Annotated in this window: 14 protein-coding genes, 1 tRNA gene and 1 pseudogene; 10 read left to right on the forward strand and 6 right to left on the reverse strand. The window is 47.8% G+C overall.

Annotated elements, in window-relative coordinates; all coding sequences use genetic code 11:
- Nucleotides 1-31: 31 nt before the first annotated feature.
- The 8 genes and pseudogenes from SPIRS_RS08770 (at nucleotide 32) to SPIRS_RS08800 (ending at nucleotide 4,777) form a co-directional block, all read left to right on the forward strand.
- A complete protein-coding gene (locus SPIRS_RS08770; RefSeq protein WP_013254327.1) occupies nucleotides 32-1,012 on the forward strand; it encodes a cyclic nucleotide-binding domain-containing protein in 981 nt (326 codons plus the stop codon).
- Nucleotides 1,009-1,659 (forward strand): Crp/Fnr family transcriptional regulator, encoded by a 651-nt coding sequence (locus tag SPIRS_RS08775; protein WP_013254328.1) that lies wholly within the window; start codon nucleotides 1,009-1,011, stop codon nucleotides 1,657-1,659. Before SPIRS_RS08770 ends, SPIRS_RS08775 begins: the two co-directional genes overlap by 4 nt.
- A 53-nt stretch (nucleotides 1,660-1,712) precedes the next feature.
- Nucleotides 1,713-1,784, forward strand: a tRNA-Thr gene (locus SPIRS_RS08780).
- Between the two features lie 220 nt (nucleotides 1,785-2,004).
- On the forward strand, nucleotides 2,005-2,376 hold the full coding sequence (locus SPIRS_RS08785) for a site-specific integrase (RefSeq protein ID WP_148224050.1): 372 nt from the start codon (nucleotides 2,005-2,007) through the stop codon (nucleotides 2,374-2,376).
- A gap of 412 nt (nucleotides 2,377-2,788) precedes the next feature.
- The gene (locus SPIRS_RS08790; RefSeq protein ID WP_049784609.1) at nucleotides 2,789-3,436 is read left to right on the forward strand and encodes a helix-turn-helix transcriptional regulator; all 648 of its coding nucleotides are present in this window, start codon (nucleotides 2,789-2,791) and stop codon (nucleotides 3,434-3,436) included.
- Nucleotides 3,437-3,451: 15 nt separating this feature from the next.
- Nucleotides 3,452-3,658 (forward strand): annotated as a pseudogene (locus SPIRS_RS22945) (WCX domain-containing protein); the annotation flags it as partial.
- Between the two features lie 78 nt (nucleotides 3,659-3,736).
- Complete coding sequence (locus SPIRS_RS08795) at nucleotides 3,737-4,288, forward strand: ClbS/DfsB family four-helix bundle protein (protein WP_013254330.1); 552 nt, start codon at nucleotides 3,737-3,739, stop codon at nucleotides 4,286-4,288.
- Between the two features lie 177 nt (nucleotides 4,289-4,465).
- Nucleotides 4,466-4,777, forward strand: a complete 312-nt coding sequence (locus SPIRS_RS08800; RefSeq protein ID WP_083771469.1) for a GntR family transcriptional regulator — start codon at nucleotides 4,466-4,468, stop codon at nucleotides 4,775-4,777.
- A gap of 81 nt (nucleotides 4,778-4,858) precedes the next feature.
- Here SPIRS_RS08800 and SPIRS_RS21750 read toward each other — a convergent pair whose 3' ends face one another.
- From SPIRS_RS21750 to SPIRS_RS08830, 6 genes are all read right to left on the reverse strand, one after another.
- Nucleotides 4,859-5,644, reverse strand: a complete 786-nt coding sequence (locus SPIRS_RS21750; RefSeq protein ID WP_083771470.1) for an energy transducer TonB — start codon at nucleotides 5,642-5,644, stop codon at nucleotides 4,859-4,861.
- Nucleotides 5,613-6,014, reverse strand: coding sequence for an ExbD/TolR family protein (locus tag SPIRS_RS08810; RefSeq protein WP_013254333.1), 402 nt, complete (start codon nucleotides 6,012-6,014; stop codon nucleotides 5,613-5,615). Before SPIRS_RS08810 ends, SPIRS_RS21750 begins: the two co-directional genes overlap by 32 nt.
- 1 nt (nucleotide 6,015) lies before the next feature.
- Nucleotides 6,016-6,744, reverse strand: coding sequence for a MotA/TolQ/ExbB proton channel family protein (locus tag SPIRS_RS08815; protein WP_013254334.1), 729 nt, complete (start codon nucleotides 6,742-6,744; stop codon nucleotides 6,016-6,018).
- A gap of 42 nt (nucleotides 6,745-6,786) precedes the next feature.
- Nucleotides 6,787-7,197 (reverse strand): hypothetical protein, encoded by a 411-nt coding sequence (locus SPIRS_RS08820; protein ID WP_013254335.1) that lies wholly within the window; start codon nucleotides 7,195-7,197, stop codon nucleotides 6,787-6,789.
- 12 nt (nucleotides 7,198-7,209) lie between these two features.
- Entirely contained in the window at nucleotides 7,210-9,183 is a 1,974-nt protein-coding gene (locus tag SPIRS_RS08825) for a TonB-dependent receptor plug domain-containing protein (RefSeq protein ID WP_013254336.1), read from the reverse strand.
- Between the two features lie 242 nt (nucleotides 9,184-9,425).
- Nucleotides 9,426-10,481, reverse strand: a complete 1,056-nt coding sequence (locus SPIRS_RS08830; protein ID WP_013254337.1) for a uroporphyrinogen decarboxylase family protein — start codon at nucleotides 10,479-10,481, stop codon at nucleotides 9,426-9,428.
- A gap of 235 nt (nucleotides 10,482-10,716) precedes the next feature.
- Here SPIRS_RS08830 and SPIRS_RS08835 point away from each other — a divergent pair, with 235 nt between their 5' ends.
- Together SPIRS_RS08835 and SPIRS_RS08840 are read left to right on the forward strand one after the other, a co-directional pair.
- Complete coding sequence (locus SPIRS_RS08835) at nucleotides 10,717-11,613, forward strand: carbohydrate ABC transporter permease (protein WP_013254338.1); 897 nt, start codon at nucleotides 10,717-10,719, stop codon at nucleotides 11,611-11,613.
- Nucleotides 11,614-11,623: 10 nt separating this feature from the next.
- Nucleotides 11,624-12,469, forward strand: a complete 846-nt coding sequence (locus SPIRS_RS08840; RefSeq protein WP_013254339.1) for a carbohydrate ABC transporter permease — start codon at nucleotides 11,624-11,626, stop codon at nucleotides 12,467-12,469.
- The last annotated feature ends 5 nt before the right edge of the window (nucleotides 12,470-12,474 follow it).

The following is a 12,474-nucleotide window of genomic DNA, read 5'->3' on the forward strand; positions in this document are numbered from 1 at the left end:
GCTGTTCCTACAATTCAGAAGAGGAGAAGCAATGCCACGGGCTGTACAATATAAGGCAAATTCCATCGTCTACTTTCAAGGTGATGTTGCCGAACGCATCTATATTCTAAAATCCGGAAAGGTAAGTCTGAATTACAACGACATCGAAACCGGGCAGGAGCTTCATGAGTTGATCCAAACCGGGGAGTTTTTCGGTGTGAAATCTGCCCTTGGCCGATACACCAGAGAAGAAACCGCCGTGGTGCTCTCCGATGCCCAAATGGTAGTCTTTACCGTTCCCGAATTCGAACAACTGATCATGCAGAATACCAGAATCATCATGAAGATGCTTAAGGTCTTTTCCAACCAGCTGCGTCGTATCCATAAGCAGGTTAGGAACCTGATCAGTTCGGGTAAGGAGAGCGCCGATCCTGAAAGTGGTCTGTTTCGGATCGGTCAGTACTATCATCGGACAAAAAAGTTTCCTCAGGCCTTGTATGCCTACCGCCGCTATCTTACCTATTACCCTTCGGGAAAGTATGCCGATGAGGCAAACCGAAATATTCCTCTCGCCGAGCAGAATGCCCAGGGATCTACGCGCAGTTCGGTTCCCGTGAGCGCCGCCGCACCTGCCCGGGAAGAGCTCTCGAATGCAGCCAAGGCCTACTACAATGCTGTAAGTCTCCATAGCCAGGAAAAGTATCAGGAAGCGTTGAAAGAATTTCAACATATTGCCTCGGATAAAGGAGATCAGGAGTATGCAGCAAAGGCCGCATTTGAGATCGGTCGCTGTTATTTCGCCCTTGGTCGGTACGACGAGTGCATCAGGCACCTAAGCGGCATGATCAAAACCTATCCCAAACATCCGGACCTGACCGATGCCCTTTTCTACGTTGGAAATTGTTATGAAAAAAAGGACGATTTCCCAAAGGCCCTCGGATTTTACAAGAAGATTCTTACCATGGTTCGTGAGGATATGCCGATACACCGGAAAGTGAAGAAAGCGATTGCCGCAATGGGGGATGCATCATGAGTCTTGACCTCTCAATGTTCGGACGTTTTGCCCAGACCTATCAGCCCGGTGATATCATCTTCTGTGAATATGAACCCGGCGACACCTTTTATCTCATTCAGTCCGGAAGGGTTCAAATCGTGAAAATCATGGATGATATCGAGAAGAACGTTGATATTCTTCAGCCGGGAGAAATTTTCGGTGAAATGGCTATTCTTGAGGAGGCCCCCCGTTCCGCTTCGGCCGTTGCCATCGACAAGGTTGTAGCTCTCGAATTCAACCGTGCCAACTTCGAGATCCTTATGAAGGGAAATCCCCAGATCGCCCTAAAACTTTTGAAGCTCTTTACAAAGCGTATCTACGATCAGAAGCGTCGCTTTATGATTCTTACCTTAGATGATATCCAGGCCAGGGTTGCAGATGTCTTTATCATGCTTTCGGAAACTCAACCCGTAGATGATCCTGATGTAAACGAGCGGATCTTTAAGACCACCGTCGATGATATTGCGCACTGGGCCGGGATGAGTCCCGACAAATGTAAGCAAATTCTCCAGCATTTTGCAAACCAGCGCCGCATAGAGCTCTATGAAGATAGGATTGTGGTAAAGAATATCAACGATTTCGGTCGTTTCGTTCAGAGCCGTCGGCGTAATCAGCAGGTCGAATAATTGCCGTTCGGTACTTGATTTTTTTCTCAGCATTGGGTAGTTTTTTTCAGCACGCCAAAGTAGCTCAGGGGTAGAGCAACGCTCTCGTAAAGCGTAGGTCGTGAGTTCGAATCTCACCTTTGGCTCTAATAGCTTCTTGCTTTGCATGGAGATAGCGAATCTACCGGACAACCGGCGATTCTCTGCATCTTAAAATACAGATGGATTGTAGATAGTCATAGCTGTATATAGAGAGGTGGAGCATGCGTCGGTATTCAATGTATAAAAGAAAAAGCTCAAATTTTTTCCGTATCGTGGAAAGACGATAGGGTAAGAGTTGCAAACTTGCTTTCTATGACAACAGGAATGAGATTAGGCGAAGTCTTGGCGTTAAAAGTAGCCGACATAGGAAAGGATCGTATTTACATCCGGCACTCTTGGAGCTTTGCAGATGGACTGAAAAAACCGAAAAACGGAGAAGAGCGAACAGTTCCACTTCTTCCAGCGGTGCGACAGGAATTACTTGTGCTTGGGGCGCAAAATCCTCATGCTACCGGGTCTATTTTCTTCAGCAACATGCCAGAAAAACCAGTTGACGGAAAAATAATTGGTCGAGATTTGCAAGAAGCTCTCATCAATATTCAGCTTTCAAAAGGCGACAGAGAAAATAAAGAGAAGAGAGAGAAAGCAAAAAAGAAAAGCAAACTGGGTATAATTACAGTGTGGATATGCTGCTGAAAATAGACGACCACCATGTGAAAGAGGGGGGGGCGATGCAGAGAAAGCAATTAGTGTATTGGACAGAACATCGTTTTAACTTGCAGCCCGTTAAGCTGGCGTGAAACCTGCCTGCGAAGCAGAAAAGCAGGTTTCATGACAGTAGAGTTGTCAAGTTCAAAACTTTGTTATCTGCCTGTTCTTGCTCCCGTAATTCCTATTCAATTCTCTGAACTCTCTCACATGCATTATGTTTCGCCCCGTATCTCTGCATCCTGTCTCGAATCAACCGGGGAAGGATATTTTCCGCAAACATTCGTGAGACCGAACTCTTCAAGCCAGTTGCGTGCCTTCAGCGATTCCCCGCGATCTGCAACGCTTTTTTCTTTGTATACAGCTCCTTCACACAGTAATCTCCGAAGATGACATGCTCATGTCACTTTATCATATTATAATAGCGGCGCGCTTTGAGGTATCCAAAAGGACCATCCTGCGGGATATAGAAACACTTACCATTGCAGGTATTCCCCTTTATACGTCAAAGGGAAGGGGCGGAGGTATCTCTCTGCTTGACAATTTTGTTCTTGATAAGACTACCCTTACGGAGGAGGATCAAAATCAAATCTTAATGGCCCTGCAAAGCCTTGCACCTATCGAACACATTGATGCAGGCGATGTGCTTTCAAAGCTAGGAGCCTTGTTTAAAAATACGGATACAACATGGATTGAGGTTGATTTTTCCCGCTGGGGTAATAGGGAGCCGGATAAAGAAAAATTTGAAATTCTAAAAAATGCTATTCTTCAAAGATTCTCTGTTTCTTTTACCTATCCCAATTCTTGCGGCGAGATTTCAAACCGAACCGTTTATCCGCTGAAACTTGTGTTCAAGTCTAAAGCGTGGTATGTCCAGGCTTACTGTTTGCAAAAAAAGGATTACAGAATATTCAAGATAAACAGAATGCTTCAGATCAAAGTTCTGCCGAACAGCTTTGCAGGGCAGAATTTCGCACCGCCGCCGATAGAGGCAGATGCTCCGTCATCGACGGTCTGTGTTCATTTGGAATTGGCTTTTTCCGCCTAAGTCGCTTATCGGGTTTACGACGAGTTTGATGCAAAGAATGTGCAAAGAAACAGGGACAGCTCTTTTACTGTAACCGTAGATCTGCCGGAGGATTACTGGTTATATGGCTTTCTGTTGTCCTTCGGTACGTCCGTCCGGGTAATAGAGCCGCAAAGTGTCCGGAATCATCTGCTTGATCAAGTGGAAACAATAAAAAATTTCTATTCGGAAAATATAAGATGACATACAGTTGTCACTTTATGCATGATATCCTATGCGCAGCAAGGCAAAAGCCAATTGAAAACAAAGGAGGAAATGGTTATGCCAAGACCAACGACAAAGCCGGATTTAATCAAAGCGGCAAATGAACAATTTAAAAAAATGTGGAATCTCATTGATGCCATGACGGAGGATGAACAAAACGCGACTTTTAATTTTGATGATGCCTCCAACCAAAAAGAGGCCCATTGGAAAAGGGATAAAAATTTACGGGATGTATTCGTGCATTTATACGAATGGCACCAATTATTGTTGAATTGGGTCAAATCAAATCAGAAGGGCATACAAAAACCTTTTCTACCTGCACCGTACAACTGGAAAACATACGGTCAAATGAACGTAGAATTCTGGGAGAAACATCAATACACATCGTTGAATCATGCAAAAGACATGCTGAAAGAGAGCCATGCCGGTGTGATGCAAATGATTGACGGTTTTTCCAATGATGCATTGTTTGCAAAAGGAAGCTTCCCGTGGACAGGAACTTCCACATTGGGCAGCTATTGTGTCTCCGCGACATCCAGTCATTACGATTGGGCGATAAAAAAGATTAAGAGGCATAATAAAACATACGGGGAAGCCCGCAAGGGGTAAGGATCGGGCATGTTATTCATAATCGGTTATTGTGTTTTCGGCGGCGGGGCCGCTTTCGGATTGCTCTATTTGATCCATCCATGTCCTGTTTACCATTTTCAGCACCTATTTTTATGCATTGGCTTTGCCCCTATCCGTCGGCTGTGCCAGCCTCTCGACCGTACTTTATAAAATGCAATATTAGCTAAACGCTTTGAAGTCAGTAAAAATCCTATCAGGAAAGCATTGATCAGACTTGAAAGAGAAAATTTCGTTGTCATAAAACCGCAATATGGAACATTTGTTAGCGAAGTATCCATTGAAAAAGGACGGGAAATTTGTGACGTGCGTTCGTTGTTGGAATCGTATGCCGCTCGTATTGCCGCAGAGAAGATTACCGAGAAGCAGATTGCGTCCTTGCAGAAATCATTTGATCATCTCGATGTATTGGAAAAAGGATCTGAAGAGTATAGTAATTGCGATAACGAAACTTCGGCATTGAGTTTGTGAGTCGTCCGAGGGAAAAATATTTTTTGCACCGGCACTTGCATTCCCGATTTATGTACAGGTTCCTGTGATTTCTGTTTCTCGTTAAGCTTCCAGCCGATACCGAATGGTCACTACCATCTCGATATCGGTTGTGCCGTCACCTGGCGGTGCGGGAAAGGGCTCTGCCTGATGTACCGACTTCATGGCCGCAGCGATCAGAAATTTATGGGCGGTCGAATCCTTTAGAAGAAGCTCTCCAATCGATCCGTCCGGCTGTATCGTAAAATAGAGGGTCACGTCCCCTTCAAGTTCCCGCTTACGGGCTGCAAGGGGATAAATTTTGCACGCTTCCAGGCGGTTGAGTACCAGACGTCGATACTCAACGGTAGAAGGTCGTTCGCTCCGGTTTTCATCATCCTCCGATTGACTGCCGGAAGCCACCCTGTCCGGCCGCTCGGTAGCCGTTTCTACGGCCCGCTCTCCCGTTTCGATAGGAGTTGAGACACCGGTGGGAGCAGCAGCCGCTTGAAGAAGTCCTGGCTCGGCTTCTTGCGTGGTTCCTGTTTTCTGCGGTGCAGGCGAAAGCGAGGCGGATTCTTCTCTCTTCATGGATGGTAACGGCTCTTCTTCGGATATGATGGCTGCGGCTGGCACTGTCGGTTGAAGTTCCGGCTGTGAGGCGGCGGGGGCGGGTATTGAGGGTTCCTCAACTTCATCGACCGCATCGAAGCTGAGAGAAAAAACATCGGCGGCCTTCTCGACCCTCGTTGGTACTATATCGAAAAATCCCAGGATTACAAGATGTCCTCCGACCATGGCGATAAAAAGGAGGAGCGTCAGGATACATCTATTGTTCCTATCGCTGTCTGTCATGTCTGATTGCCGCATGGCGCACTCCCGCGCTTTTCAGCCTATCCATTACCTCGACCACCGCTTGAAAGGGAACCTCTCCGTCGCAATAGAGCGCTGCGGTCAGCTCCGGATTCTGGGCAAGACGGGGAGCGATACGGGCTTTAAATGCCGCAGGATCGACAGGTTTCCCCTCCAGATAGACCCGGGATTCCGCATCAATCGTTACCGCAAGCACCTCCCGATCTATCGTTTCTCCCGACGAGGCGTTAGGGAGATCGACTTTAATGGCAGGTTTTTCGAAGCGCGAGGCGATCATGAAAAAGATTAAAAGAATGAAAACCACATCGATCAAAGAGGTCATATTGATCGATTGTTTCCTTTGACGGGGAGGGGAGAAGTTCATCATGTTAGGCTGTCTCCCGCTTTTTGCCAGGGTCGGTCCCCGATGGCTTTTCGGAATCTCCCGCAGCGAGAAGATCCTCCCGCAAGCTTTCGGAGAGCAGGGAAACGACGTAGGCCATATCCCGTTGCCGCGCGTCGGCATGGCGTTCGAAAAATCTGCATGCGGCAAGTGCGGGAATTGCCGCGGCAAGCCCAAAGGCCGTTGTTATCATAGCAGCCCAGATCCCGCCTGCAAAAGTCGAGATATCGGCACTGCCGCCAGTGGCTTCGATCTGTCGAAATGCACTCATGAGTCCCGTAACCGTGCCGAAAAGGCCGCAGAGCGGCGCCAGGTTACCGACAACCGAGAGCCATTCGACTCCATGGTCCATCTCCCGTTGCAGAATCGCGCCCTCTCGTTCCAGCAGCTCCCTGAGAATGGCGGTGGATGATCTTCGATTTTCCATGAATCTCCGGATCATTCTGAGGGGTTGGCTGCGGCTGTAGGAACGGGGCCAGGGAAGGCCTTCCTCGCTTTCGTCTTCCGGCGCTTGTTTCTCAATCACACGTATGTACTGTTCAAGACCCGACAGGAGCGTGGTACGCCTGTAGGAGGTACGGAGGAAATAGACCGCCCGTTCGGCAATGACGGCCAAAACAACTACATACATAGCGATGATGATCCAGTTGATCACGCCCCCGCGGTTGATAAACGAGAGCATCGAGATGATTTTTTCTGTTGAAACTATTGGCATGAAAAATCTCCTCCTATGATCTGCCTTGCAGTGATGCTTAAATCAATCCCGGCTCATATGTATGCCGCCCATATCTGCCATACCACTTGTAATAACAAGATAGATGGTGTCGGCGTCCTCGAATTCCAGGGTAAGCTCCATCTCCGACTCGGGGGAGTACCACGTGATGGAATAGGCGGCGGTACCGATCTTTTCGTAGTCATAGGTATAGGTATAGGAAGATTCCGTTATAGATACCGTCCATTCCATGGTGTCCTCATTCGCCTTTAGATAGGTCATGCCCATGCCTCCAAGATCTCCGATTCGGTGCCAGTTGCCGTAGATCGTTTCAAAGGAATAATCTTTCAGCTTCTTCGTTCCGTCTCCGAAGATATCGCAGCCTGACACGGCCAATAGTATGATCATCAAAGAAAAAAGCAGAAAAATGTTTTTCTTCATACGCCTTTTGTTCATTCTGTACTCCTCTTACCATTTCATGCGCCCGCCGATGGTCACCACCGGAGCATCGTAGAGCCCGTAGTAGTCCTCTTGGCTTTCATTGTAACTGCCTTCAATAAAGTGGGCATTATTCAGGATATTATGTGCCCTGCAGTAGAATTCGTATGTCCCATCGTGAAACGTTTTTGATGCGGTTATGGAAACCATGAGGTAATCGGGGGAGTGGGACTCTTCCTCGTAATCGATCAGCTGCGGAGCGTTCCAGTTCGCCCGCAGGGAAAGCTCACTTTCAATGTGGGGTACCGTATAGCTTGCCGTCAAGGTGATTGCATGGGGAACCCGCGAATCAAGATCGATATATGCATCATGCTCGTCGCTGTATTCCTTGGCCGCTGTATAGGCATAACCAAGCAGGCCGGATGCGCGTCCCCGACTGTAGCGCAGCGATGCCTCCCCTCCGTAGGTGATGGCTTTGCCGATATTCCGGTAGGTTCGTATGTATAACGTTCCGTCGTTTCCGGTGATCTCGCTGTCGATCAGGTTGCTGATATAATTGAAGTAGGCCGACGCAGAAAGGGCCAGCCCCTTTCCATAACGTTGCTCGGCAGAAATATTGAATCCATGAGATACTTCCGGTTTCAGATCGGGGTTCCCGTAGAGGATAAAATTCCCATCTTCCGTCGCGTAGTTATGAAGGAAGACCCAATACTTTTGTTTCAGACTTGGAATCTTATAGCCCATTCCGTATGATGCACGGAGCGTTGTCGAGGCTGTCGGATCATAGCGCATGCTGAGTTTGGGCGTAAGCTGATAGCGTGCTGTCGTATCATCATCCAGAGGGGGGCAGACATCAAAGCGCAGGCCCGGGACCAGAAACAGGCTATCGGATGCCCCGACGTTCCACGTGTCTTGTGCAAAGATGCTGGCGGTAACGGCATTTTTCCGATCGTCAAATGAATCACCTTCAAGCGATTCTCTTTTAAAATTGCAACCAAAAAGGAAGGCGTGAGATATTGTCGGTTCATATTCGGCGCGAACCTCCGCCTCTACATCGATAAAATTGGAACTCGTCGGGACCTCTGTGTCCAAGGCCTTGTTGGTAAACGTGGTATCCAGATCGTATGTCTTTAGGCTGAGAAATCCGTCGAGCATTCCGAGATCCCCCAGCGTTTTCGAAGCGGTAACCCCTGCAGCGGTTCTTACCGCATCATACTCCATGGTCTCATAACTGTTCGTACTAAGTTTTTGCAGAGAATCCGTCACCGACCCGAATATGCCGATTGCTCCCTTTTCCCGGTGGAAGTCGGCGTCGAAGTTCAGCGATCCAAGACGATTGTACGGCACAAGATACGAGGAAAGCGTTCCAGCCAGCGCCGTTTCCCGTTTCTCGCTCTTTCCTTCATCATAATCGAAGGAACCGGCCAGGGAAAACGAATAGCTTTCCCCTGCATAGGAAAAATCACCCTGAGAATAGCTGCGCAGATTGCTTCCGACCTCCTGCGTCAGGGAAAGCGATAGCTTGTCTTCACCCTTATCTTTTTTCTTTGTGATGATATTGATCACACCGCCGATTGCATCAGAGCCGTACAAGGCTGAAGACGCCCCGCGTATGATTTCTATACGTTCGATATCCGCCGTGGAGATTTGAGACACCGCAACGGAACCCCCAATGTCGCCGGTAACCTCGACTCCATCTATTAATATTTTCACGTAATCACCGTCAAAGCCCTGTAACATGATGGTATCCGTCGGGTGTCCTGTTACGATAATTCCCGAAATATTCTCGACGGCTTCCGAGAGATTCTTTGCCCCCGACTGTTCCATCTCTTCGGCAGTGATAACTTCGATATCTTCTACGCTATCCTCGATATTTTGTTCAAATTTTGTTCCGGTTACGACAATGATATCCGCTTCCTCTTGTGCTGTGGGCTCTTGGTTCTCACCCTCTACATGAAATACGACCATCAGTACTATAAAAAAAGAAAGAGCTATTTTTTGCATGTTCCCTATCTCGGTTCTTCTCTTGTGAAATTGTCTGACCCGGAAAATCACTGTACAACATGTGTATTATGTTTGCGTGTATGGTAATCGGGTATAGTGAAAAGTGCAATGATCTTGATGGATATTGAGATGGAAGGCCCTGCAAAGGAATAGATTATTGCCGACAGATCAAGCGCTGAAGTATAAACTTGTCGAACTGGTGACGGTAAAGAGGCACGTCACCAAGGTCGTGAGTGTTAATCTCACCTTTGGTTCGAATCTCTTGTCAGGAGTTCATGGAATAGCAAGTGGTTTTGTGGGTCATATCCTGGTTCCAAGTGATAGTTTACGGTGAGTTCGCCGCCATCGTTGTCGGCTTGTACTTTTTTCAGCCATTCACCAATTTCCACTTCGCCGGTACCGGGGAGCAGCAGTTCAAGGGGCGGCATGAGATCGATCGGCAATGTATTCCCAAAGAATTTTCTCACTGCTGCCACGTCGGTCCCGCTTCCGGTATCGAGAATAGCTATGGGCGCACCCTTTGCTATGGTTTCAAGGAGGTGCGTACAATTCCCGCAATGGTGGAGCCGTATCGGACCAATCGCTTTTCCGAGTCGCTTAAGCGAAGGGATGATGAGTTCTCCGTAATCACTAGGGCTTAACATGGTTCCCGAGCATTCTCCGATGTGGAGTCCTGTTATCGCCATCCCGGTAGCCCTGGCAAAGGTAAAAATCAACCTTGTACAAACCTCTTCGTACCAAAGAAAGAAGGATGGCAGGAAATCCGGCTTGTCATAGATCGAGAATAGAATATCCTGACCGAAAAATTTTAAGGCGGTAGTTAGTGGGCCGTGTATGGTGGCCCTTCCGCCTCTGTCCCAGAAAAAGGGCGGGATAACGGTCCCTTCTTTTTTGAGTGCTTCAATCTCTGACAACCAGTTTTTCACCATCGGATGGGCCGTGAGTTCTCCCGGTTCCGGTAATGCTTGTACGGAAGTGATACCGGAAAGGGGTTTTTCTTCTATATCTGCGTCCTGGTCGGGATAGGCAATAAACCTGGCGCCAAGCAGCATGCCGATGATGAGGTTGGGTTGAATTGCTCCGACAAGAACATCCTCAGGATGGTAGTGAGGCAGGGAAACCAAATTCGATTCCAGGTTACAGATGGCATACCCTGAAAAGTGCTGTTCCAAAAACGATGCAATCTTCAGATCGACCTCTTTTCGGAGCCGAGGAGAAAAATAGTACTCTTCGCCGAATTTTATTCCCGTTTCTCTGTGTATCCACCCCTTTGAGACACTTGCCGCTATCCTGACCACCTGAAGCCTCCTTCCATGTATGTATGATAGGCCCCTTATGGGCAAAGCGGAAGAATGATTTCTCCTCATACCCAAAAGGCCTTTTGGGGAAAAAGAGTGGAAAAGGTATGATATCTGCTCATACCTATTGTACTGACCTTGGGAAAAAAGTGAATAAAATGCTATGGAAACTTCATACTTGTGGAGTGGGAAATTCTTCCTCTACAATCACTTAGAACATCAAAGGAGTTTTTTTGTGAAGCGTAAGAATACCACTATGGTGCTCCTCTTCCTGGGCCCTTGTCTCTTGCTCTATCTGCTTTTGTTTCTTTATCCCGCGGTAAAGGCCTTTTTTGTCAGCCTCTTTGACTGGAACGGTTTTACTTCGGACATGAAATTCGTTGGTCTTGGAAATTTCCGGGAACTGTTTTCCGATACGCATTTCTGGTCGGTCGTTATGGCCAACAGCTTCGGCATCATTTTCTTCGGTGGAATTCTGACCTTTGGTGTTGCTTTTTTTCTGAGTGGTCTTATTGCTACCGGTCCGAAGGGGAAGAAATTTATGCGCGGACTAATCTACTTTCCCTCGATTATCAACCCCGTCGCCGTCGCCATCCTTTGGTCGTTTATCTATAACCACCAGTATGGTTTGCTGAACGGTTTTTTACGGGTGATAGGGCTTGGGCATATTCAGCCGACATGGACGGCCCCGGACACCCTGTTTTGGGCTATTCTGGTTGCACTGGTCTGGATGTATTCGGGATTTTACTTTGTGATCCTCTCTTCGGCCCTGGAGCGGGTTCCTGTCGACCTCGTTGAATCGGCAAAATTAGAGGGCGCTTCCGAATTCCGTATTTTCTTTACGATAAAAATTCCGATGATTTGGGACGTCCTCGTTACCACGATTATTTTTTGGTGTATTACCGCAGTCAAGGAGTTTTCCCTCCTGTATGCCTGGGGTGGGGGAGTGGATGTCCCGCAGGCAGGGGCACAGAACCTTGCAACCTACATGTATATGACTGCCTTTGGCCGTAGAGTGACCATGTACCGCATGGGATACAGCACAGCCATGGGTGTGGTGATGTTTCTTATCGTTGCCCTTTTTTATCTTATCATTACCCGCCTCACCAGGCGCGAAGAAATTCAGTATTAGGAGTAAGTGTATGAAAATCCTGACAAAAGGACGTACTGCCTGGGACATCATAGCGAGAGTGCTTCTGTATCTATGGTGCGCTTTTTCCATATTTGTTTTTCTTTGGGTCATCAACAGCTCTCTGAAAACAAATCAGGGATTTTTCTCGGATATCTGGGGAATCGCACACTCACCACAATACGGGAACTATCGAAAAATCTGGACGACCTACCATTTGGGAACCTACTTCATTAATTCGCTTCTCATCGTTATTCCCTCTGTCCTAGGCTTGCTGGCCGTCAGTGCTCCGGCCGCATATGTTCTGGCACGTAAGGATTTTCCGCTTCGGAAGCAGATTACCAACCTGATTTCTTTTGGCATGGGGATTCCCTACCAGTTGCTGCTGGTTCCTCTGTTTTTTCTCCTTTTTAACCTGCGGCTGATAAACAGCAAATTCGGGCTCATCATGGTGTACATCGCCCTTTCCATTCCCTTTACCGTATTTTTGCTGCTTGGCTATTTTCGTACCCTGCCCAAAAGCCTTGAGGAAGCGGCCGAGATCGACGGATGTGGTCCCATGCTTACCTTTTTTCGGATCATGCTGCCTTTGACGCGAAACGGTTTGGTTGCCGCCGCCGTCTTGAATTTCGTAGGGCTGTGGAATGAGTTTTTATTGGCCCTTACCTTCATCAGCAAAGATTCCAACTATACCCTTTCCATGGGGCTTTATGCCCTTCAGGGGAGTCTCCAATACACAGGGGATTGGGTGTCGCTTTTTGCGGCCTTTACCCTGGTGGTTATCCCTACCTTTCTGCTGTTCATTCTCCTTTCCCGAACCATTGTGGCCGGTATGACCATGGGGGCGGTGAAGGAATAAAATTC

Origin of the sequence: Sediminispirochaeta smaragdinae DSM 11293 (assembly GCF_000143985.1) — a bacterium.
GTDB lineage: Bacteria > Spirochaetota > Spirochaetia > DSM-16054 > Sediminispirochaetaceae > Sediminispirochaeta > Sediminispirochaeta smaragdinae.